Origin of the sequence: uncultured Ferrovibrio sp. (assembly GCF_937960835.1) — a bacterium.
Taxonomy (GTDB): domain Bacteria; phylum Pseudomonadota; class Alphaproteobacteria; order Ferrovibrionales; family Ferrovibrionaceae; genus Ferrovibrio.
Genome location: NZ_CALGPC010000009.1, coordinates 136,520 through 154,929 on the forward strand (window position 1 = coordinate 136,520; position 18,410 = coordinate 154,929).

Genomic DNA, 18,410 nt, shown 5'->3' on the forward strand with positions numbered 1-18,410 from the left:
GCTTCAATCAGAGCAACCCGGGAATTGTCAGCAGAATTGCCGTCCCCAGCCAGATCAGCATCGACGTCTGATCCGTTTCCTTCCGGCCGGTGACAGCTTCGTAGATCCCCGCCGGCACACCTGAGAGCATCAGCGTCGAGACCGAAACGATCAGGGACGTGCCATAGAGCACCGCGATCTGATTATGCGGCGCGAACTCCGGCAGCCATACCGGGGCTAATAAAAACACCAGCGGCACGGCAGGCGAGATAAAGCCGTTGAGCAGCGTCACGCCAAGAATGGCGATGAAGATGGTTTGCGGGTTCATGACACAGCCGTCGTCAGGCTGGGGGCCATGCCGTTGGCTGCGAAGGCAAAATGCGTCACGTAACGAAGGGCGAAGCACCAGAAGGCGGTCGCCAGCGGCAGGAAACGCGGGTTGATGAAGTGCGGAGTGATGAATCGGGTGAGCCATACCGCCCAATTGGTCAGCAGCCTGAACCAGCGGAAAATGTAGTTCGGATGATCCGGTGGCAAGAAGGCCGTCATCATGAAACGGCCCACACAGGTCCAGGCGATCAAAGCTAAGCCGTAACTGACGGCCCAGTAGGGCAGATAGCTCCAGAAAAAGTCAGGCTGGGAACTCATCGGGAATCCGCAAAAGAAGTATTGGGCAATTAATTACCCTACAAAAGAAAACGGCGGGGGCCAATGGCCCCCGCCGCTCTAACGCTGCCCTATGGATTAGTGGGCGATGGCGTCTTCGGCTCGCGCCAGCTTCACCTCACCCTTCGGGATGCGGATGCTGTCGATGAAGTCCTGCATCTCCTTGGACGGAGCCGGCGTCATCAAGCTGACCACGTAGGTCACGATGAAGGCCGCCGGGATACCGAACAGACCGCAGGAGATATTCTTGACCCCGAACCACAGCGGCATGCCATAGAACTGGGTCATCACCAGGTAGAACACGCAGACACCGTAGCCAGCGATCATACCGGCGATAGCGCCGGCATTGCTGGTGCGCTTCCACCAGATGCCCATCACCAGCGCAGGGAACAGACCCGACGCGGCGATCGAGAAGGCCCAGGCCACCATCGCGAGGATGGTCGAGGGCTTCTGCGCCGCCGTAAACGCTGCGACGATGGCGACGCCCACCAGCAGCACACGGCTGAGGATCAGGCGACGCTTGGTCGGGGCATGCGGGTCGATCATGCGGTAGTAGATGTCATGGCTGAGCGCGTTGGCGATCGCGAGCAGCAAGCCGTCTGCCGTGCTGAGCGCGGCAGCCAGACCACCCGCCGCGACCAGGCCGGCAATGACATACGGCAGACCGGCAATCTCCGGGGTCGCCAGCACGATGGCGTCCGTATGGATACGGAATTCGGAGAGCTGCAGGATACCGTCGTTGTTGCCGGTTACGCCCTGGCAGAGCGCGTAGCGAACGGCTGCATCCGGACGATCGCAGGTACCGACCAGGCCGATTTCACCCCACGACTGCACCCAGGCCGGGAGCTGGTCGATGCTGGTGCCGATGACGTTCTGATAGACTTCCAGCTTGGCGAACGCCGCGTATGACGGCGCGGTGAAGTACAGCAGGAAGATGAAGAACAGGCTCCACGCCACCGACTTGCGGGCATCACGCACGCTGGGCGTGGTGAAGTAGCGCATCAGGATGTGCGGCAGAGCAGCCGTACCCACCATCAAGCAGAAGATCAGCGCGAAGAAATTCAAGCCATCGGTGAAGTTCATCTCGCCCTTGGCATTGGCAAAGGTCGCCGTGTGGCCCTTGACCACGCCGAGCGTCGGCTCCAGCGCCTGGATCTTCTCGATCGCCTGACCATACATCAGCTGCGGGATCGGCACGCCGGTCACCTTGGCCGACAGGATGATCACGGGGATCAGGTAAGCGATGATCAGGATGATGTACTGCGCCACCTGGGTCCAGGTGACCGCGCGCATACCACCCAGCATCGAGCAGACCAGAATACCGGCCAGACCGACGAACACCGCGATCTCGAACGAGATGCCGAGGAAGCGGGAGGCGATGATGCCCACGCCGAAAATCTGCGCCGTCACATAGGCGAAGGAGGCCGAGATCAGCACGATCACGCCGACGAAGCGCGCGACGTTGCCGCCGTACCGGGCGCCGAGGAAGTCCGGCACGGTGAACTGGCCGAACTTGCGCAGATACGGAGCCAGCAGGATCGACACCAGCAGGTAACCGCCGGTCCAGCCCAGCACGAAGGCAAGGCCGTCATAACCCGACAGATACAGCGTACCGGCCATGCCGATGAAGGAGGCCGCCGACATCCAGTCGGAGCCGGTGGCCATACCGTTGTAGAGTGCAGGCACCTTGCGGCCGGCGACGTAGTATTCGCCCATCTCCGCAGTGCGCGACAAGATGCCGATCAGCGCGTACACGCCGATGGTGAGGAACACGAACAGATAGCCGATGACCTGGTTGGACACACCCAACTGTTCGAGGATGGCAAGAACGATCACGAAGGCGACGAAACCACCCGTGTACATGCCGTAGATCTTGCCAAGATTGGCGATAAAGCCGCCATCTTTGGTATTGTTTGCCATTGTGGCGTCTCCCCTTATTCGTCTTCGGCGACGCCGAATTCCTCGTCGATCGAGTTCTGCTTCGAGGCGAACCAGAACAACGACACGACGAAGGCAATCAGCGAACCCTGCGCGGCCATGTAGAAGCCGAGCGGGAAGCCCAAAAATTTGATCCCGTTCAGCTGCGGCGCGAAGATATGGATCACAAAACCGAAGAAGAACCAGATCCCCAGCATCGTCCACATGAGGCCGGATGTTCTGGCCCAGTAGGCCCTGGCCTTATCGGGAGAAAGGTCTGACATGAAGCGCTCCTGCCCCTGATTGTTGTGCTTATTCGTCTGGCGCGAGAGGATTGATTCCCGCGGCCAGCTGGTGGGAGTATAGGCAAAGGGAAGCAAATCAACGCATTAGACCTAGGTCGAATGATTTAACGGGGGCGCAAGCATAAGAATGGCCAGTGAAAATCCCGGCATGTTGCGCCGCACACTAGAGTTCTTTTTCCCGCCAGCGGTCACCAATAGAGATGAGCTTTGCGACTTCATCGGGGGCGAAGCTTCCTATCTGGTTCAGAAGACGGTGATCGGCTATTGCCGGGTCAAAACCGTATTCGATTATGGCAAGCTTCTGACCGAGCCCGCTTTCCGCGATGCCCTGGAAGTGTGCCGGTGGGAGGGCTATGCCCGCACGCTGGCCGACATGCTGATTCTGGTCGAGGCGTTCCTGCGGCCTGCGGACGAGCCTGCCCGGACCCAGGCGGCCGATGCGCTCGCCGCGCTGTATCCCGCTCTGCTGAACCAGGATATCCCTCCGCATCGCAGCGACTGGAAGGATCAGGAGATCGCGTTCACAGAACGGTTTGCCCAATCGCGGCTGGCGTCGCCGCAACCCCCGGACAAGGTCGTGAGCGGCACCGCCAAGCTGCTTCATGAACTGGTTCCGATCCATGATCGGCTGAAGCGCAACGACCTCGAAGTCATCCTCGGCGACCTGCGGCTTCATACGCTTGCCATGCACAGCGCGATGCAGAAACGCTTCCGTCGCGAACCATTACTGCGCGCGCTGCTGCAGGCCCCTTCGGATTAGCGCAATGCGGCGGCGGCTGATCCCAGGATTGCTCGGTCGCATCACCGGGGTCTCCCGGGTCGTCGCCTCTCGCGTTGCCGCGCGCCCCACCCCCGAGATAGTCTTTCCGGCGGACGAGCCGCTGAGCACCCTCCCAGTCGTTGTCCTGGATACGGAAACCACGGGGCTCTCGGTGCATAAGGATCGTCTGGTGGCCATCGGTGGATTGCAATGCCGGGGCGGGCACCCGGAGCCTTCACCGCCGCTGGATTACCTGGTGCATCCCGGCATTAAGATTCCGCCGCGCGCGACCAACATCCACGGCATCACCAATGAGAGGGTGGCCTTTGCGCCATCCTTTCCTCTCATCTGGCCGAGCATCCAGCTGTTCTGGCATCGCAGAGTATTGGTCGGCCATAACATCGCCTTCGACCTCGCCATCCTGCGTCACGAAGCCGAGCGGGCGGGCCTGTCCTTTCATCCGCCGGCGGCGGCTTTGGATGTGGGCATGCTCTACGCCGGTCTGAAGCCACGGATGTCGATGATCTCTCTCGATACCGTGGCGCAGGATCTTGGCGTGGAAATCTCCTCCCGCCACAGCGCCATCGGCGACGCCGAGGCTGCAGCCGCCATCTGGGCGCAGCTTCTTCCAGCTTTAAGCCGGCTGGGGGTTGCGACGCTGGGCGCCGCCCAGAAGCTGATGGCAAAACAGCGCGACCTCATCCATGGTCAAAGCCGAGCCGGCTGGGCGGTCGATCTGCTGCTGCCCCATAGAGGGATGGCGCCATGAGCGAAACAACCATGATGAGCGAGATGCTGGCCGTCCCGGATCTGGAGCCGTACCGCCGCCGGGTCGGCGACGTGATGCGCAAACCAGCCCAGCAGATTCCGGAGGATGCCGGCCTGGTGCAGATTGCCCAGCGCATGGCACAGGAGCAATGCGGTGCCCTGCTGGTGTCCAATCGCTTCGGCCAGCAGATCGGCATCCTCACGGAACGCGATATCACCCGTGCCTTGGCCCGCGAGGGTGACGCGTCACTCAAATTGACGGCACGCGACATCATGACCGCCAACGTCGTGGCCATCGCCGAAAGCGCTTTCCTGTTCCGCGCCATTGGCCGCATGCGGCGGCTGAACCTGCGCTATCTGCCGGTAACTGATGATGCCGGGCGCTTTACCGGCATGCTCTCGGCGCGCGCGCTGCTGCAGCAGCGGGCCCTGGAAGGCCAAGTAATCGCTGACGAACTGGATATTGCGCAGAACGCGGCCGATCTTGCTCATGCAAGGTCGGCGCTTCCAGAACTGGCATCCATGCTGCTGGCCGAGGGGTCCAGCGCGGTGGCCATTGCGGCCGTCATCAGCAGCATCTATGCCGATATCACGGCACGTGCCGCCGCCATCGTCGAGGCCAAGCTGACCGCCGAGCACGAGCCGCCGCCCGCGCCATGGTGCGTGCTGATCCTAGGATCGGGCGGCCGCGGCGAGAGCCTTCTCACGCCCGATCAGGACAATGCCATCATCCATGCGGGCACCACCGAGGACGACGGCTGGTATGCCCGCGCCGGCGAAATGCTGGCAGACCTGCTCAACGATGCTGGCATTCCCTATTGCAAGGGCGGCGTGATGGCGAAGAACACTGCCTGGCGCGGCAACCAGGGACAATGGCGGTTGCGCGTTACCGACTGGATCCGCCGTGCCTCGGCAGAAGCTTTGCTCAATGTCGACATCTTCTACGATCTCAAACCGGTTTATGGCGCCCTGCGGCTGGGAGAGAATCTCCGCAACGAGGCCCTCGCCGCAGCCCGTTCCTCTCCGCTCTTCCTGCGCTTGCTGGCCGAACAGGCGGCGCAGATCCATCCGGCAATCGGGCTGTTCGGCCGTCTGAAGGAAAAGGACGGCCGCGTCGACTTGAAGCTGGGTGGTTTGCTGCCCTTGGTCAGCTCTGCCCGTGTCATGGCCTTAAAGCTGGGCGTGGGCGCGACCGGTACTGGCGACCGTCTGCGTGCTGTCGGATCCGCCGCCCATCTGATCGGGGAAGACGATCTCAGCCGCCTTATTGATGCTCAGGAATTGATCCTGTCGCTGATCCTGCGGCAGCAGATCGCGGATATCGCGGCGGGCGAAAAGCCGGGAAGCCGCGTCGACCCGGACGCGCTGCGCCGGCGCGACGTGACCCGCCTGAAGGCGGCCCTCAAGCATCTGGAACTGCTGCCAGAGATGGTGCAAGGCGTGCTCACTGCCCGGTCGTAACGTCCGCGCCGTCACGTACCGCCCCGCCTTCATCACAATTATACCCGTTAATCGCTCCATTTGCCGGCGCATCCTGCTCAAATGGGAACCGCATCAGACTGTTGTGGGTTTCTGACCTCGATCAAGGAGGGTCACCATGACAGACGACAAGAAGCAAAAGATTGAGGTTGTCCGATCGCAACAGGAGATAGACGACGACCGCAAGACCGAAACCGATCTAGAGGACGAACTGGAGCAGGGACTGCGCGACACATTCCCAGCCAGCGATCCGGTATCGGTGAGCCAGCCAACGACCGCAACGCCGTCAAAATCAGATCGCCCAATGGCGAAAGCTGGAGACAAGACCCGGGCAGCGGCGATCAATCCCCGTAGCCGCGTCAATGTAAGCGAAGAGAATGAAGTCCAATATTGGACGGAGAGGTTCGGCGTCTCGGAAGATAAGCTGAAGGAAGCCGTCCGCACCGTCGGGTTCTTCCCGCGTGACGTGGCTGATTACCTGGGCAAGTCATTCTAGGACTCGGCCTGCGGTTTCATCCATTGGAACACGGCAGCTTACGTCGCGTTGAAAGTCTCTGCATCGCATGCCGATGTGGAGACTTTCTCATTTTTGGAGGATGAGATGGCCAAGGCTAAATCAGCAAAACAACAAATGGCCGCTGGCGCCGCCCTTTCCGCCAAGCGCGGCAAAAGACCGAAGTCGAGCCTGAAAGGCGCTTCGCGCAGCATGGTCGAGTCGATGAGTGAAGAAGACCTTGATGCGATGGCGAGTAGCAAGCGCAAGAAACTGCCGCGACGCGGACGCGCCAGCAAAAAAGCTGCGAAGAAAAAGACCGCCAAGATAAAGACTGCGAAAAAGAAAACAGTGAAGCGCAAGACAGTCAGAAAGCCCACCACCAAGCGGAAAACCGCCAAGAAGCGCGCAACCCGGCGGCGGTGATTCTAATCTTTGGATCGCGCCTCATTGTGGTCCAGCGCGATCGCCATCCCGACCTGCATGCCACCGCATGACATACCGATGAACAGCCACAGCAATAGCAGCGGCCAGGGATGCCCGCCGGCCTGCAGCAACACCGCTTTGATATCGGAGGGATTGGTCCAGAGAAGGATGACAATCAAGGCCCCAGCGATGATCCAGCCGATCAGCAGCTGCATCGCCAGAAAACGCAGCGGACAAAGCGCAGCTTTCCGTCGAAAAAATTGATGGGGTGAGGTAGAGGTCCGGGGCATGGCTACTGCCATAAAACAGGCTTGCCCCTATTGTTCCCTGACGCAATCAGCTAAGCGTCAGAAAACCTATTGCTTAATGATCCCCGCCCTCATCCTGCATCATGATATTGGCGCCCATCTGGATGCTGCTGAATGTGAGCCCGCAGAAGAACCACAACAGGATGGCAGGCCAGGGATGTCCGGCGCTTTGCCGCAGCACAGTCGCAAAGCCGAAAGGATCGGCCCAGAAAATTACGGCGACAAAAAGCGCCGCCAGTCCGAAGCCAATCAAGGCATGCAGTAAAAGAAAGCGAAGAAACGGCGGCATGATCGGATCGATGGCAACGACGAGCCTTCATCCTAGAGTGGCGGCCGCGGTTGAAGCAATGCGCTAGAACAACCTTCCCTGTCGCTCGTCCTTTTCAGGCGGCACAAAAAGGTCGCTACGCATCGGATAGCGCCGCTTGTTGAAACCAAGCTTTTTGCAGGTCAGGGCGAAACGCTGGCCAATCAAATCGGCATAGGCCCCCTCGCCGCGCATCCTGGCGCCGAATTGCGGCACGTAATCCGCGCCGCCGCGCGCCTCGCGCACCATCTTCATCACCCGCGCCGCCCGATCCGGATAATGCTCGTTCAGCCATTCGCGCCAGATTTCCTTTAATTCCAGCGGCAGGCGCAGCAGCACATAGCCAGCCTCGCGCGCGCCAGCATCGTAGGCGGCTTCCAGAATACGCTCCAGCTCCATGTCGTTGAGCTGGGGGATCATCGGTGCTGTCATCACGCCTGTTGGAATGCCGGCTTCATTGAGCTGTTTGATCGCCTCCAGACGTTTAGGCGGCGTGGACGCGCGCGGTTCCATGGCACGGGCCAGTTTGCGATCCAGCGTTGTCACCGAGACATAGACTTTCACCAAGTTGAGCTTGGCCATTTCGGACAGGATGTCGATGTCGCGGGTGATCAGCGCATTCTTCGTCACGATCCCGAGCGGATGGCGCGCCTCCAGCAACACCTCCAGCACGCTGCGCGTGATCTTCAATTCGCGCTCGACCGGTTGATAGGGGTCGGTATTGGTGCCCATCGACATGACGCCGGGCTTGTAGCTCTTCGACGCCAGTTCCTTGCGCAGAAGCTGGGCGGCGTTGCGCTTGACGACAATCTGCGTCTCGAAATCGAGGCCCGGCGAGAAGCCGAGATAGGCATGTGTTGGCCGCGCGAAACAGTAGACGCAGCCATGCTCGCAACCGCGGTATGGATTGATCGAGCGGTCGAAGGGAATGTCAGGCGACGTGTTCCAGGCGATGATGCTGCGGCTGCTATCGTCATGCAGCGTGGTGCGCAGCGGTTCGGCCTCTTCCAGACTGCCCCAGCCGTCATCCTCGCGCTGGCGCCGTTCGGCTTCGTAGCGGTTGGTCGCGTTGTTTATCGCGCCACGGCCGCGCCGTGCGTCAGGATGCGCGTGGTCGGCTTCGGTCGAAATGGTGCGGGCGATAAACTTCGTCATGGCGGCATTCTACACCGCCACGGGAACATATCAAGAAAAACAGAACAAAGAGGGAATAACTTATGCCGCCAAATCAGCTGGATTTCCGCCGCTCATGTTCGCGCAGTCGCGGAAACAGTTCGACGAAATTGCAGGGCTTGTGGCGGTAATCGAGCTGGTCCTTCAGGATGCCGTCCCAGGCATCCCGGCAGGCGCCGGGCGAGCCAGGCAAGGCAAAGAGATAGGTGCCCCGCGCCACCCCCGCCGTGCAGCGCGACTGGATCGTCGAAGTGCCGATCTTCTGGTAGCTGAGCATGCGGAACAGCTCGCCGAAGCCGGGAATGCTCTTCTCATACAGACCTTCGAAAGCCTCTGGGGTCACGTCGCGGCCAGTGACGCCCGTGCCGCCGGTCGACAGCACCACATCGATCTCGGGATCATCGATCCAGGCGGTGACCTGTTTCCGGATCGCTGCGATATCGTCCGGTACGATCGCGCGCGCCGCCAGCACATGCCCCGCCTCGGTCAGACGCTCGATCAGCGTCATGCCCGACTTGTCATCCATTTCCGTACGGGTATCCGACACCGTCAGCACGGCAATGCGAACAGGCACGAATAGCCGCTCGCCATTAGGCCCCAGTACAGGCTGCATTGCAGTCATCTAATGTCTCCGCCGCGTATTACTTCGCCGCTGCCGCCGTATCGGTATCGAAGGGACGGTAAAGCGGCCATCCGCCCGTCATCGCCTCGCCGATACTGGTATCGGGCTGGCCGATGCGGGCGCGATAGATCCAGTAATTAGTGAGCACGCGCTGCACAAACAAGCGGGTCTCGGCCAGCGGAATGGTCTCGATGAACAGCAGCGGGTCCTTCTCCGCCTCCGCATTCTCACGCAACCATTTCTGCAAATTACCCGGCCCGCCGTTATAGGCAGCAGTGAGATAGAGCAGATTGCCCCGAATCATGGGCATCTGCAGCAACTCGTTCAGATAACGCTGGCCCAGCTCGATATTGTATTCCGGCGCGAACAGCTTATGGCGGCCATGTTTGTGACGCAGGCTGCGGTCCCCGGCCACGCCGCTGGCGGTCTTGGGCATAAGCTGCATCAAGCCGGCAGCGCCGGCATGGCTCATCGCGCGAGCATTGAACGCGCTTTCCTGGCGCATGAAGGCGAAGACCAATGCGCGGTCGACAATGAAGCCGCCTTCCGGCTCCCAGGGCGGCAGGGGATACAGTGCGTAATCGAAGCTCTCGCCTTTGACATTGTACCAGGCGATGCCGATGCGCATCGCCGACGCCGGGGCCTGGATACGGCTTACCAGCCCAAGCAGCGCGCCCGCCAGTTCGTCGCTCGATTGCGCAAAAAGCCGCGTAATCTCGCGGTCGGCGCGCACTGCCTCGCCCGTTTCCGACAGCGCCAGTGCGCGGCGCACCGCCGGGATTTTCTCCAGCCGCCTCACATGGTGAGCTTCAAGCGGCGGCGGCGACCAATCCAGCTGCGGATCGTTACCAAGCTGAGCCAGGCAGAGTTGGCCGTAGAAAGTGCGCTCCTCACGCGCGCCGATCTCAAGCAGCCGAATGGCTTCGGAGGGCTGGCGCAGGCGCAGCTGCACACGCGCCCCCCACCACGCGCCAGCCGAACGATCCCAGCTGCTGCCTGCATTGTTGAAGGCAAGATTCTCAAAATGATGAGCGGCGTTGTCGTAGCGGCCAAGCCGCCAGGCGGCAAGCCCCGCAACCCAATCGGCTTCCGGCACCTTGGCGCGTGAACGCTTGGCCGCTGGTGCCGCGTATTGCAGCGCCTTCTCATCCTGTCCGTTGAGGATGAACATCCAGGCCAGCCGGCGGCGCCAATCGTCGTATTCGGAAGCGCTGATCTTGGCCCTCAGCTCAGGCTGCTGCAGAAATACTTCTGCCTGCTTCAGCCGGTCGCGACGCAGCAGATCGTTAAACTGGGCAGAGGCCTGAGCAATGGCATGCGCATGTTCAGGATCGCGTTCCCTCTTCTGCTGTGGTCGGCGGCGGATCGTGGCGACCAAGCCCGGATCGCCGCCGTAATCACCGAGATGAACACCGAGCGGCGGCAGCGGCGCCCGCTCCTTGCGGCCCTTCTTGCGCATCGCCAGGGCGTAGATTTCCTCGGCGCCGGGATGGTCGCGATATTGCTTCAGCCAGGCCGAGAGTTCGGCGAAAGAGCTGACATAAGCGGTCGGATGCATATAGCGCTGATGCAGCACATGACCGAGCAGCAGGCGATCCTCAAGGCGTCGGATCTCTTTATCGGCAGTCTGCCAATCGGTATCGGCTTGCGCTTCGAAGATGCGTTGGTAACGCGCAACATCCTCGCTGCTGAGGATGACCGGCAGGTCAGCAGCATGCGCAATCGGCGCCGCGACCGAAGCCACGACGCAGGTCAACAAGCCACAAAAGAGGATTGCACCCCCCAGGCGCTTTTTCACTGCCCATCCCATCGCCGCCCCGGATAGCGCATGTGGGGTTACGGGACAAGAAAGTTATAGGCAACCGGAGGTGGAAGTTTCCTATGGCGCGGCGCGGCCCATCCGGACAACAAGCCCAGCGGCCAGAAAACAGCCAATGGCGCAGATGATTATGGGCCAGGAATAGCTGCCCGTGGTGTCGAAGGCCCAGCCGGCCAGCGTCGGCCCAAGCAAAGTGCCGCCAGCCACAGAGGTATAAAGTACACCAATCACCGCCGATGCGGCGCGCAGGCCGAACAGATCGGCAGTGAATGCCGGAATAAGTGCAACAAATCCGCCATAAAATATTCCGAACGCCAGCGCAAAAATCGCCAGGGCAATGAAACCGGTTGCCATCAGCCAATAAAGCAGGGCCAGACCGGTGCCGAGGATGATCAGCGACAATGCCCGACCCCGGCCCATGCGATCGGCAAGACCGCCCAGAACAAATCGGCCTAGCGTGGAGCCAACGCCAATCATGCCAACAAGCCAAACGCCCTCGCTGCGGCTCAGGCCCTGATCCTGCGCAAACGGCGCCAGATGCACGAAGGGAACAAAGGTGCCGATGCAGGCGAGAGCACAAGCGACATAAAGCCGCCAGAAGACCGGGTGCCGCAGCACCTCACGCAAGGCCAACCCGGCCGGCGCTGCAGCGGAGGAGGCCGCTTCGACAGCTGCGCTCGAACCATCGGGTTGCAGCCCCATGCAGGCAGGCGAGGCGCGTAGCAGAAAGGTAGCGACAGCGCCCAGCAGCAGCACGGCGACGCCCAGCGTCACATAAGCATCGCGCCATCCCAGCGCCGCAATGATCCAGGCCGCAAGCGGCGGGGCGGCCATGGTGCCAATGCCGATCCCCGCCACCGCCCAGCCGGAAGCGCGGCCGCGATGAAGCAGAAACCAGCGCTGCACCGTGCCAATGGCAGGCACATAGGAAAAGCCCACGCCGATCCCGATGCCGATGCCATAAAAGACAATGATGGCGGCAAGGCTATCCGCCCAGCTTACCGCGATCAGGCCAAGACCGATGCAGGCCATGCCAAAGCCGACAACCGGCCGCGGCCCGAACCGGTCCGCCAGCGGGCCGCTGACTGCGCCCAGCACGAAATACAGAAAGCCGGCGGAGGAAAATACCAGCGAAACAGTGCCGCGCGACGCGCCAAACGATGTGCTGAGCGGCTCGAAGAAAGCTGGAAAGGTGTAGGCCGCCCCAAAGCCTGTAAACATCACCAGAAAGGCGGCGAAGACGACAATCCAGCCGTAGAAGATCGATTTGGACCGGCTGAGACTGGCGTCGCTCACGGTGCGATTTCGTCGAGCTTGGCTGCCAGCGTCAGCATGTCGCGCCAGGCTTCGCGCTTCACGCCCGGCTGACGCAGCAGATAGGCCGGATGCAGCAGCGGCATTGCCGGAATGACCAGATCGCCGCGCCGGTATTCATGCCAGCGGCCGCGCGTGCGGGTAATCCCCTGGGTGGTGCCGAGCAAGGTGGCGGCGGCATGCTTGCCGGCGCAGGCTATCACCTTCGGCTGGACCAGCTCGATCAGCCGCTCGATGAACGGCTTGCAGGCGAGGATTTCCTCCGAGGACGGGTCGCGGTTACCCGGCGGCCGCCAGAAAATCACATTTGATATGTAGACGTTGCTTTCGTCCCGGCCGATGGCCTTCAGCATGCGGTCCAGCAACTGCCCGCTTTCGCCGACGAAAGGCGCGCCCTGCGCGTCTTCGTCCCGTCCCGGTGCCTCGCCGATGATCATCAGCGGCGCCTCAGGGTTGCCCCGGGCAATAACGGTATTGGTTGCGGTAGCCTTGAGCGCACAACCTTCGAAGGCCCTGATGGCCTCATGCAGCTCGGCGACGGTGCGGCAAGCGGCCGCAGCCCGGCTGGCGGCGCTCTCGGCGGCCTGGGCCGAAACCATCGCCGGATTGGCCACCGCCGGCCTGGGCATGCTGGGCGGCGCCTGGAAGCCCGGCTGCCGCGGCGTGGCCGGCCCCCCCACTGCTGAAGCCGGCTTGTGGAGGCCTGCCATGGGGGCAGCCTTAGAGGGTGGCGGCAGAGTGGTCCGGTCGACCGGAACCTCCCCTATCGCCTCGTCGCACCCTGCTTCTACATAGAAAAGCAGGGCCTCCAGCAAGCTGGGGGGAGCGGACATGGTCTCCGGGGCGGTCATCGAGTAAAAAATGCTTCTAAATCAAGGCAGAGGTGACGGTACGGCAGGGTGACGCCGTTGGCTTGCCCCCCATAGTCTGGTAAGCAGACCGGGAGCGTCAAGCTTACCAGCTTGCCCCCGCCCCAAATAAAAAAGTCCAGCAACCGAGGTATCCCGCGATGGAACGCGAAACGATGGAATACGACGTGGTGATCGTCGGTGCCGGGCCGGCAGGCCTGAGCGCGGCGATCCGCTTGAAGCAGCTCGCTGCCGAGCACAACCACGACGTATCGGTCTGCGTCATCGAAAAGGGCTCGGAAGTCGGCGCCCATATCCTGTCCGGCGCGGTGATCGATCCGACCGCACTGAACGAGCTGATTCCCGACTGGAAGGAAAAAGGCGCGCCGCTGAACACGCCGGTCACCACCGACAAGTTCTGGATCCTCACCGAGGCGAACCATATCCCGATCCCGAACCTGCTGATGCCGCCGCTGATGAACAATCACGGCAACTACATCGTTTCGCTGGGCAATGTCTGCCGCTGGCTGGCAACCCAGGCGGAAGAACTCGGCGTTGAGATCTTTCCCGGCTTCGCCGCCGCCGAAGTGCTGTACGGCGAAAAAGGCGAAGTGGTGGGCGTCGCAACCGGCGACATGGGTATCGGCCGCAATGGCGAGAAAAAGTCCAACTACACCCCCGGTGTTGAACTGCGCGCCAAATACACCTTCATCGCCGAAGGCGTGCGCGGTTCGCTGGCCAAGGAAATCCAGCAGAAATACAACCTGCGCAACGGCGTCGATCCGCAGAAATTCGGTATCGGCATCAAGGAACTGTGGCAGATTGATCCAGCCAAACATAAACCCGGCCTGGTGATTCATACCCAGGGCTGGCCGCTCGATTCAAAGACCGGCGGCGGCAGCTTCATGTATCACCTGGAAGACAATCAGGTGGCGGTGGGCTTCGTTATCCATCTGAATTACGAGAACCCGTACCTCTCGCCCTTTGACGAATTCCAGCGCTTCAAGACCCATCCGGATATTCGCCCCTTCTTCGAAGGCGGCAAGCGCATCGCCTATGGCGCGCGTGCCATCAACGAAGGCGGCCTGCAATCGATTCCGAAACTGACCTTCCCCGGCGGCGCGCTGATCGGCTGCTCGGCCGGTTTCGTCAACGTGCCCCGCATCAAGGGCAGCCATAATGCCATGAAGACGGGCATGCTGGCGGCGGAAGCGGCCTTTGAGGCCCTCAAGGGTGGCGCCACCGGCGGCGACGAGCTGGTCGCCTATTCGGAAGCCTTCCGGAATTCCTGGGCTTACAAGGACCTCTACAAGGTCCGCAATGTGAAGCCGGCGATGAAATATGGCATGTGGCTTGGCACGCTGTTCGGCGGCATTCACATGTGGTTGAACGATCTCGGCCTGGGCTTCCTGGTGCCATGGACTTCAAAGCATACTAAGGCCGACCATGAGAGCCTCAAGCTGGCCAAGGAATGCAAGCCGATTGCCTATCCCAAGCCGGATGGCAAGATCACCTTCGACAAGCTTTCATCGGTCTTCCTGTCGAACACCAACCATGAGGAAGATCAGCCGATTCACCTGCGCCTGAAGGATCCGTCAGTCCCGATCGCAAAGAACCTGCCGCTGTATGACGAGCCGGCGCAGCGCTATTGCCCGGCCGGCGTCTACGAAGTGCTGCGCGACGAGGATGGCAGCAATCCGCGCTTCCAGATCAACGCACAGAACTGCGTCCATTGCAAAACCTGCGACATCAAGGATCCAGCGCAGAACATCAACTGGACTGTCCCGGAGGGGGGCGGCGGTCCGAATTACCCCAACATGTGAGACATATGCCGATTGACATAGCCGCCCTTGCACAGTCCTTCCGTTCGCCTACCCTGCGCCGCCGGCTGATCGCGGCGGCGCTGCTTGGGACCATCGCAGCGCCGCTGACGGCCTGCGGCGCTGGCGGTGATCGGCATCCCAGGTTCAGCACCGGCACCCATGGCGGCTATCGGATCGCCTCGCCCTATGGGAATTTCCTGGCGGCGCGCCATGCCCGCGAGTTGAACGACAACACCGCGGCGGCGGACTACTACATGCGCGCCCTGAAGGAAGACCCCAGCAATGCGTTGCTGGCTCAGGGCGCCTTCCTGTCGCTGCTGGCCGATGGGCGCGTGGCAGAGGCGGTGACACTGACGCCGGCCCTGCGTCAGCACAATCCGGCTGACTACCTGCCGCGCATGACCCAGGCCGCGGCTCAGATGCTGGCGCGCGATTATGACGGTGTGCTGCAACTGGTGGCCGAAGGGCCGACCGGCGGCATTCATGCCGCCTTCAACCCGCTGCTCAGCGCCTTCGCCCATGCCGGCAAGGGTGAAGCCGATCAGGCGGTCACCAATTTGCAGAAGCTGGAACGCCATCCTCTACTGGCCGGCGTGCAGGCGCATCTCAAGCCGCTGCTGCTCGATCTGCTCAATCAGGAAGAAGCGGCCGATGCTGCCTATCGGGATGCTATCGAGGGCCGCGAGCGCGCCGGCACGCGACTAGTCGATGCCTATGCCCGTTTCCTTCAGCGGCATAACCGCTATGACGATGCGCGCCGCCTGGTCGACCAGCAACTGGTCTTCAATCCGGACAACCCCGCGCTGCTGCATGCGCGGCGGCGGCTGAACACCGCCATGCCCTCCCCGGCCGAGCCGCTGATCGGCAATGCGGTCGAAGGACTTGCAGAGGCGATGTTTGCATCGGCCTCCGCACTGGGGCGCAGCGATGGCGGCGAACTGGCCGAGCTGCATCTGCAACTGGCGTTGTTCCTGCGGCCTGATCTCGACGATGCCCGCATGCTGCTCGGCGACATCTACGAAGCGCGGGAGCGCTGGGAGCAGGCACTGGCAATGTATGCCAAGATTTCGCCAGCCTCCGCCTATGCCGAAAGCGCGCAATTGCGCAGCGCCTGGTGCATCAACGAACTCGGCCGCACCGACGAGGCAGTGAAGATCCTGCGCAACATGGCCAAGGCCGATCCCACAAGCCCGCGCCCCCTGCTAACCCTGGCCGACATGCACCGGCAGATGGAGCGCTGGAGCGAGTCTGCGCAGGAATACACTGCGGCGCTAGAGCGTATCCAGACGATCGAGCCACGTCATTGGACGATCTTTTTCGGCCGCGGCGTGGCTTATGAACGCGCCAAGAAATGGGATCTGGCTGAAGCCGATATGCTGAAGGCGCTGGAGCTGCTGCCCGATCAGCCGCTGGTGCTCAATTATCTTGGTTATTTCTGGGTCGATCAGAATCGCAATCTGGATCGTGCCACCAAGATGATCGAGCGTGCCGTCGCCCTGCGGCCCAATGATGGCGCCATCGTCGATAGCCTGGGCTGGGCGCTGTATCGCCAGGGCCGCTATGAGGAGGCCGTCGTCCAGCTTGAACGCGCGGTGGAGCTGAAAGGCGGCGATGCCGTCATCACCGATCATCTGGGCGATGCCTATTGGCGCGTCGGACGCCAGGAAGAAGCCCGCTTCCAGTGGCGCCGCGCGCTCGGCTTGAAGCCGGAGCAGGACTTGGCGCTGCAAATCCAGCGCAAGCTGGATCACGGCCTCGATCCGGTCGCCACCAAGAACTGAAATACGGACGCACGACATGAGCGGAACGGGCCTCAGCCGGCTGGCACCGGCAAAGATCAACCTGTTCCTCCACATCACCGGCCGCCGTCCGGCGAATGCCGAGCTTGGCGGCTATCATGAACTGGAAAGCCTAGTCGTCTTCGCGCAGGACGCCGCGGCCTGCGATCGCTTGACCGTGGAGCCGGATGAAAATCTGTCCTTGACCCTGGATGGCCCGCAGGCCGCTGCACTGGATCAAGCCGGCGATGACAATCTGGTGCTGCGCGCCGCCAGACTGCTGCAGCCAATGAATCTGGGCAGCGGCACCGGCAAAGGCGCTGCGCTGCGCCTGACCAAAACCTTGCCGGTGGCATCCGGGATTGGCGGCGGTTCGGCCGATGCGGCGGCGACGCTGCATGCCTTGCGCGCCTTGTGGCAGATCGAGATCGACGATGACACTTTGGCCCAGGCAGCTCTGAAGCTGGGCGCCGATGTTCCGGTCTGCCTGCATGGCAAGGCCGTGATAATGAGCGGCATTGGTGAAGTCATGACACCCCTGCCTGCCCTGCCGCCGATCTGGCTGGTGCTGGTCAATCCCGGCATCGCGCTGTCCACGAAAGAGGTCTTCGCCGCACTGGCTGGCCGCTTCGGCCCGCCCATGCCGCTGCAGCGGAAGGCCGGCAGCGCTGCCGATCTCGCCATCCTGCTGCGCGAGCGGCGTAATGACCTGGAGGCGCCCGCGCGCTTCCTGGCCCCGGAGATCGATCCCGTACTATCGGCACTGAAGGCACAAGCCGGTTGCCTTTTGAGCCGTCTGTCGGGCTCCGGCGCTACCTGCTTCGGTCTATTCGCCAGCCAGCGCGAGGCAGAGTTCGCGGCTCGCAACATCTCCCGCGCCTACCCAAAATGGTGGGTGGCCGCAACGGCGGCCGGCTGATCATCGCCAAATCAAAAAAATTGTCGCAGCCCGTTTCAGACGCGTGAGCCGCGCAGGAAAGCGGCGGCGCAGGCGTAATATCTTTCAGGCCCGTCTGCTCCGAGCTGCACGCCATGTCTGGTAAATCCGATATCCTCGTCTTCTTTCTCTTTCTCACCGCGACTCTGGTCCTCGCCATGCTGGTCAGTCCCGGCGGCAAGGCCTGGGCCGGCGAAAAACTGAGTATGCATGCCCATGGCGGACCGCCGCATCACTGGCATCATCCGCCCCCGCCGCGTCGTCCGCACCACCATCGTCCCCCGCATGCCACCGTGGTCTTTGTCGAGCCGCGGCCCGCCGTGGTGGTCGCACCTTCGTCGCCGGCTCTAGCGCCGGACGTCGTCGCTGCTGCCTCGGCGGAGGCAGCAGCCCAGCCCTATTGTCGCGAATACCAGGGTAGCGTGACGATCGGCGGCAAACCGCAGGTCAGCTATGGCACCGCCTGCCTGCAACCCGATGGCAGCTGGAAAATCGTCAGCCAAAATCCCTGAAAACCACGCCTCAAAGCCCGGGCTAAAGGCTGGAAATTACTGCCGGGTCCGACTATCTTCCGGCCGCCGATCGACGGCCGGTTTCGGCCGACGGCTTGCTGGGGCGTAGCCAAGCGGTAAGGCAGCGGTTTTTGGTACCGCCATTCCCAGGTTCGAATCCTGGCGCCCCAGCCAAC

General features: G+C 62.0%; 20 protein-coding genes and 1 tRNA gene. 10 read left to right on the top strand and 11 right to left on the bottom strand.

Annotation, left to right across the window (positions count from 1 at the left end; genetic code table 11):
* Window positions 1-7: 7 nt before the first annotated feature.
* The 4 genes from Q0603_RS08965 to Q0603_RS08980 form a co-directional block, all read right to left on the bottom strand.
* Window positions 8-307 (bottom strand): hypothetical protein, encoded by a 300-nt coding sequence (locus Q0603_RS08965; RefSeq protein WP_298724763.1) that lies wholly within the window; start codon window positions 305-307, stop codon window positions 8-10.
* On the bottom strand, window positions 304-627 hold the full coding sequence (locus Q0603_RS08970) for a hypothetical protein (RefSeq protein WP_298724765.1): 324 nt from the start codon (window positions 625-627) through the stop codon (window positions 304-306). The genes Q0603_RS08965 and Q0603_RS08970 overlap by 4 nt, the downstream gene beginning before the upstream one ends.
* Window positions 628-723: 96 nt before the next feature.
* The gene (locus Q0603_RS08975) at window positions 724-2,565 is read right to left on the bottom strand and encodes a sodium:solute symporter family protein (RefSeq protein ID WP_298724767.1); all 1,842 of its coding nucleotides are present in this window, start codon (window positions 2,563-2,565) and stop codon (window positions 724-726) included.
* A gap of 14 nt (window positions 2,566-2,579) precedes the next feature.
* Window positions 2,580-2,846 carry a DUF4212 domain-containing protein gene (locus Q0603_RS08980; protein WP_298724769.1) on the bottom strand — a complete coding sequence of 89 codons (267 nt, stop codon included), beginning with the start codon at window positions 2,844-2,846 and terminating at the stop codon, window positions 2,580-2,582.
* A 274-nt stretch (window positions 2,847-3,120) separates the two neighbouring features.
* Between Q0603_RS08980 and Q0603_RS08985 the strand changes: the two genes are divergently transcribed.
* The 5 genes from Q0603_RS08985 (at window position 3,121) to Q0603_RS09005 (ending at window position 6,793) form a co-directional block, all read left to right on the top strand.
* Window positions 3,121-3,627 carry a hypothetical protein gene (locus Q0603_RS08985; protein ID WP_298724771.1) on the top strand — a complete coding sequence of 169 codons (507 nt, stop codon included), beginning with the start codon at window positions 3,121-3,123 and terminating at the stop codon, window positions 3,625-3,627.
* Window positions 3,628-3,631: 4 nt separating this feature from the next.
* Window positions 3,632-4,396, top strand: a complete 765-nt coding sequence (locus tag Q0603_RS08990) for a 3'-5' exonuclease (protein ID WP_298724773.1) — start codon at window positions 3,632-3,634, stop codon at window positions 4,394-4,396.
* The gene (locus tag Q0603_RS08995) at window positions 4,393-5,856 is read left to right on the top strand and encodes a DUF294 nucleotidyltransferase-like domain-containing protein (RefSeq protein WP_298724775.1); all 1,464 of its coding nucleotides are present in this window, start codon (window positions 4,393-4,395) and stop codon (window positions 5,854-5,856) included. The genes Q0603_RS08990 and Q0603_RS08995 overlap by 4 nt, the downstream gene beginning before the upstream one ends.
* 136 nt (window positions 5,857-5,992) lie before the next feature.
* On the top strand, window positions 5,993-6,370 hold the full coding sequence (locus tag Q0603_RS09000) for a DUF3606 domain-containing protein (protein WP_298724777.1): 378 nt from the start codon (window positions 5,993-5,995) through the stop codon (window positions 6,368-6,370).
* Window positions 6,371-6,475: 105 nt separating this feature from the next.
* The gene (locus Q0603_RS09005) at window positions 6,476-6,793 is read left to right on the top strand and encodes a DUF3008 family protein (RefSeq protein WP_298724778.1); all 318 of its coding nucleotides are present in this window, start codon (window positions 6,476-6,478) and stop codon (window positions 6,791-6,793) included.
* 2 nt (window positions 6,794-6,795) lie between these two features.
* Here Q0603_RS09005 and Q0603_RS09010 read toward each other — a convergent pair whose 3' ends face one another.
* The 7 genes from Q0603_RS09010 to Q0603_RS09040 form a co-directional block, all read right to left on the bottom strand.
* The gene (locus tag Q0603_RS09010) at window positions 6,796-7,008 is read right to left on the bottom strand and encodes a hypothetical protein (protein WP_298724782.1); all 213 of its coding nucleotides are present in this window, start codon (window positions 7,006-7,008) and stop codon (window positions 6,796-6,798) included.
* 148 nt (window positions 7,009-7,156) lie between these two features.
* The gene (locus tag Q0603_RS09015) at window positions 7,157-7,390 is read right to left on the bottom strand and encodes a hypothetical protein (protein ID WP_298724784.1); all 234 of its coding nucleotides are present in this window, start codon (window positions 7,388-7,390) and stop codon (window positions 7,157-7,159) included.
* A gap of 63 nt (window positions 7,391-7,453) precedes the next feature.
* On the bottom strand, window positions 7,454-8,563 hold the full coding sequence (locus tag Q0603_RS09020; protein WP_298724786.1) for a PA0069 family radical SAM protein: 1,110 nt from the start codon (window positions 8,561-8,563) through the stop codon (window positions 7,454-7,456).
* A gap of 73 nt (window positions 8,564-8,636) precedes the next feature.
* Window positions 8,637-9,203 carry a molybdenum cofactor biosynthesis protein B gene (gene moaB / locus Q0603_RS09025; protein WP_298724788.1) on the bottom strand — a complete coding sequence of 189 codons (567 nt, stop codon included), beginning with the start codon at window positions 9,201-9,203 and terminating at the stop codon, window positions 8,637-8,639.
* 19 nt (window positions 9,204-9,222) lie between these two features.
* Window positions 9,223-10,947 (bottom strand): lytic transglycosylase domain-containing protein, encoded by a 1,725-nt coding sequence (locus tag Q0603_RS09030; protein ID WP_298724790.1) that lies wholly within the window; start codon window positions 10,945-10,947, stop codon window positions 9,223-9,225.
* A gap of 135 nt (window positions 10,948-11,082) precedes the next feature.
* On the bottom strand, window positions 11,083-12,318 hold the full coding sequence (locus Q0603_RS09035) for an MFS transporter (RefSeq protein ID WP_298724792.1): 1,236 nt from the start codon (window positions 12,316-12,318) through the stop codon (window positions 11,083-11,085).
* On the bottom strand, window positions 12,315-13,046 hold the full coding sequence (locus tag Q0603_RS09040; RefSeq protein WP_298724794.1) for a uracil-DNA glycosylase: 732 nt from the start codon (window positions 13,044-13,046) through the stop codon (window positions 12,315-12,317). Before Q0603_RS09040 ends, Q0603_RS09035 begins: the two co-directional genes overlap by 4 nt.
* Window positions 13,047-13,345: 299 nt before the next feature.
* Here Q0603_RS09040 and Q0603_RS09045 point away from each other — a divergent pair, with 299 nt between their 5' ends.
* The 5 genes from Q0603_RS09045 to Q0603_RS09065 all read left to right on the top strand — a co-directional run bounded on the left by Q0603_RS09045 (window position 13,346) and on the right by Q0603_RS09065 (window position 18,408).
* Window positions 13,346-15,007, top strand: coding sequence for an electron transfer flavoprotein-ubiquinone oxidoreductase (locus Q0603_RS09045; protein ID WP_298724797.1), 1,662 nt, complete (start codon window positions 13,346-13,348; stop codon window positions 15,005-15,007).
* Window positions 15,008-15,012: 5 nt separating this feature from the next.
* Complete coding sequence (locus Q0603_RS09050; protein ID WP_298724799.1) at window positions 15,013-16,788, top strand: tetratricopeptide repeat protein; 1,776 nt, start codon at window positions 15,013-15,015, stop codon at window positions 16,786-16,788.
* A gap of 16 nt (window positions 16,789-16,804) precedes the next feature.
* Window positions 16,805-17,704 (top strand): 4-(cytidine 5'-diphospho)-2-C-methyl-D-erythritol kinase, encoded by a 900-nt coding sequence (locus Q0603_RS09055; RefSeq protein WP_298724802.1) that lies wholly within the window; start codon window positions 16,805-16,807, stop codon window positions 17,702-17,704.
* A 113-nt stretch (window positions 17,705-17,817) separates the two neighbouring features.
* Window positions 17,818-18,234, top strand: coding sequence for a hypothetical protein (locus tag Q0603_RS09060; RefSeq protein ID WP_298724804.1), 417 nt, complete (start codon window positions 17,818-17,820; stop codon window positions 18,232-18,234).
* A gap of 99 nt (window positions 18,235-18,333) precedes the next feature.
* Window positions 18,334-18,408: transfer RNA gene (locus Q0603_RS09065), tRNA-Gln, on the top strand.
* Window positions 18,409-18,410: the final 2 nt, after the last annotated feature.

Coding starts and splice junctions, on each gene's coding strand:
- Q0603_RS08965 (WP_298724763.1), bottom strand. CDS start 307: ATGAACCCGCAAACCATCTTCATCGCCATTCTTGGCGTGACGCTGCTC.
- Q0603_RS08970 (WP_298724765.1), bottom strand. CDS start 627: ATGAGTTCCCAGCCTGACTTTTTCTGGAGCTATCTGCCCTACTGGGCC.
- Q0603_RS08975 (WP_298724767.1), bottom strand. CDS start 2,565: ATGGCAAACAATACCAAAGATGGCGGCTTTATCGCCAATCTTGGCAAG.
- Q0603_RS08980 (WP_298724769.1), bottom strand. CDS start 2,846: ATGTCAGACCTTTCTCCCGATAAGGCCAGGGCCTACTGGGCCAGAACA.
- Q0603_RS08990 (WP_298724773.1), top strand. CDS start 3,632: ATGCGGCGGCGGCTGATCCCAGGATTGCTCGGTCGCATCACCGGGGTC.
- Q0603_RS08995 (WP_298724775.1), top strand. CDS start 4,393: ATGAGCGAAACAACCATGATGAGCGAGATGCTGGCCGTCCCGGATCTG.
- Q0603_RS09000 (WP_298724777.1), top strand. CDS start 5,993: ATGACAGACGACAAGAAGCAAAAGATTGAGGTTGTCCGATCGCAACAG.
- Q0603_RS09005 (WP_298724778.1), top strand. CDS start 6,476: ATGGCCAAGGCTAAATCAGCAAAACAACAAATGGCCGCTGGCGCCGCC.
- Q0603_RS09010 (WP_298724782.1), bottom strand. CDS start 7,008: ATGCAGCTGCTGATCGGCTGGATCATCGCTGGGGCCTTGATTGTCATC.
- Q0603_RS09015 (WP_298724784.1), bottom strand. CDS start 7,390: ATGCCGCCGTTTCTTCGCTTTCTTTTACTGCATGCCTTGATTGGCTTC.
- Q0603_RS09020 (WP_298724786.1), bottom strand. CDS start 8,563: ATGACGAAGTTTATCGCCCGCACCATTTCGACCGAAGCCGACCACGCG.
- moaB (WP_298724788.1), bottom strand. CDS start 9,203: ATGACTGCAATGCAGCCTGTACTGGGGCCTAATGGCGAGCGGCTATTC.
- Q0603_RS09040 (WP_298724794.1), bottom strand. CDS start 13,046: ATGGCAGGCCTCCACAAGCCGGCTTCAGCAGTGGGGGGGCCGGCCACG.
- Q0603_RS09045 (WP_298724797.1), top strand. CDS start 13,346: ATGGAACGCGAAACGATGGAATACGACGTGGTGATCGTCGGTGCCGGG.
- Q0603_RS09050 (WP_298724799.1), top strand. CDS start 15,013: ATGCCGATTGACATAGCCGCCCTTGCACAGTCCTTCCGTTCGCCTACC.
- Q0603_RS09055 (WP_298724802.1), top strand. CDS start 16,805: ATGAGCGGAACGGGCCTCAGCCGGCTGGCACCGGCAAAGATCAACCTG.
- Q0603_RS09060 (WP_298724804.1), top strand. CDS start 17,818: ATGTCTGGTAAATCCGATATCCTCGTCTTCTTTCTCTTTCTCACCGCG.